We start from the raw sequence: 2,016 nt of genomic DNA on the forward strand, positions 1-2,016 counted from the left end.
CCCCGGTTTGCTCAACTGGTATATTATGGGCTCATTCCATCTCATGTGGTGGAACGCACCTTTTCGAAGGCTCATAGAATTTCCACTCCTTTCATCAGGCACCGCGATCAACGGAGGATATCCGAAAGGACCTCGACGAGCCGGTCAATATCTTTTTTGCCCGTCTTCTCCGTGACGCAGTAGAGGGCGCTCCGCCCAAGTTCCGGAAATTCCCCCGAGAGGTCCTTTCCTCCAAAGATGCCCCTTGAGAGAAGCATATCGTTTATTTTGCCCACATCGTGCCCGGTTTTTCCGAAATCCACGACGAACTCCTTGAAGCAGGCGCCGGAGGGTGAACTGGTCGATACGCCCGGGATCCCGCCCAGGACCTTCCTCGCGTAGAGGCAACGCTGCATTATCACCTTCCCCAGGTCTGCCATACCCTTCGGCCCCATGGAGGCGAGGTAGACCGCCGCAGCGATGCCCCAGAGTGCGGCATGGGTGCCTACGAACTCCTTGGCCGTCTCCCTGTTGGCGAAGGAAGTCCTCTCCCAGGCTACGTCCCCGAAGCCCCACTCCTTTTCCCTGGTCGGAGCTATCCCGAAAAGGCGGGAAGGGTACTCCTCGACGAACCGCCTGTCGGCCCTGGTGCAAATGAAGCCACCGAGGCCGCCCCCATAGTTCATGTGCACCCCCAGGGGTTGGATGTCGCCACAGGCTATGTCGGCACCGTACCTGGAGGGAGGCTCCAGGACGCCCAGCGTGGAGGGGTCCACGAAGACGATCATGAGAGCCCCCGCTTCATGGGCAATCCGACCGATCCTCCCGCCCTGGCTTTCTATCGTGCCCAGGTAGGAGGGATTTTCAAAATAGACCGCGGCTACATCTTTGCTCATTTTCGATGCCAGGTCTTCGAGATTCAGCAACCCTGTACCCTTGTCCCAGTCAAAGGTCTCGGCGATCATCACCGGATCGAGGTAGGTCCGCACCACCTGGAGCCTGTCGGGGTTCATATTGCCCGCCAACAGGGCCTTTTTGCGACCTGTTATCCTGGAGGCCATCCTCAGCGATGTCCCGGCAGCCTGGGCGCCGTCATAGGTGGGGACGTTGCATATATCGAAGTCGAGCAATTCCGCCATCATGCTCTGGTACTCAAAGAGAACCTGGAAACGTCCATGGTCCTCGTAGGGTTCTCCCGCATAGGCCGTCAGGAACTCCGATCTTCCGATAATCTCGTCTACCACGGCCGGGACATGGTGATCGTAGCATCCGGCACCCAGGAAACTGAGATATTCCCCGGCGGTGACGTTCCTGGCCAGGATCCCTTCCACGTGTCTCTTGAGATCCGCTTCGGCGGGGAACGGCTCGGGAAGGTTCATCCTGCCCTTCATCCTGATCTCGTCGGGGATGTCGCCAAGCAAGTCGTCGACGCAATCAACACCTATATCCCTGACCATCGCCTCCCTGGTGCCGGGTTCGGAATTGGGGATATAGGGGTAAACCCTTCTCTTTCCGGTCATGGCAATTTACCTCCTGTCTTCACTTGTCAGGCCGTCCCGCCGCCGTCGACGACGAGGTTGGCCCCGGTGACCCAAGGCGAAAGCCCGCTCACCAGGAAATAGACGGCCATGGCGATATCCTCGGGGGTTCCAAGCCTTTTCAGCGGCCTGTCGGCGCTTTCCTCGAGCCATTCCTCCTCGACGATGCCAAGTTGCCTGGCCTCGTCGCGGAGAAGAGGCGTATCGGTGTCACCGGGAGAAACGGAGTTGACCCGGATATTCTGCGGACCGTGATCGATGGCCATGGCCCTCGTCATATTAACCACCCCGCCCTTGGCGGCGCAGTATGAAACGGCCTTGGGCCCTCCTTTTATCCCCCAGCCCGAAGCAATGTTGACAATGCTGCCGCCCCCGTTCCTGGCCATGAAGGGGATCAGATACCTGGAGACCAAGTAGATGCTCTTCAACGTGACGTCTATCGAGAGATCCCACTCTTTTTCGGAGAGTTCCAGCACGTCCTTCCTCCTGATGATCCCAG

At 58.6% G+C, this 2,016-nt stretch carries 2 protein-coding genes; both read right to left on the reverse strand.

Going from position 1 to position 2,016, the window contains the following annotated elements:
* Nucleotides 1-107: 107 nt before the first annotated feature.
* Nucleotides 108-1,499, reverse strand: a complete 1,392-nt coding sequence (locus GX108_04105) for an aminomethyl-transferring glycine dehydrogenase subunit GcvPA (protein ID NLO56221.1) — start codon at nt 1,497-1,499, stop codon at nt 108-110.
* 26 nt (nt 1,500-1,525) lie between these two features.
* Nucleotides 1,526-2,016: SDR family oxidoreductase (locus GX108_04110; GenBank protein NLO56222.1), on the reverse strand; the 491-nt coding region annotated here is incomplete at its 5' end.

Origin of the sequence: Thermovirga sp. (assembly GCA_012523215.1) — a bacterium.
Taxonomy (GTDB): domain Bacteria; phylum Synergistota; class Synergistia; order Synergistales; family Thermovirgaceae; genus 58-81.

What these genes read in the sequence shown, in the direction of transcription:
- GX108_04105 (NLO56221.1), bottom strand. Translation starts at nt 1,499, where the DNA reads ATGACCGGAAAGAGAAGGGTTTACCCCTATATCCCCAATTCCGAACCC.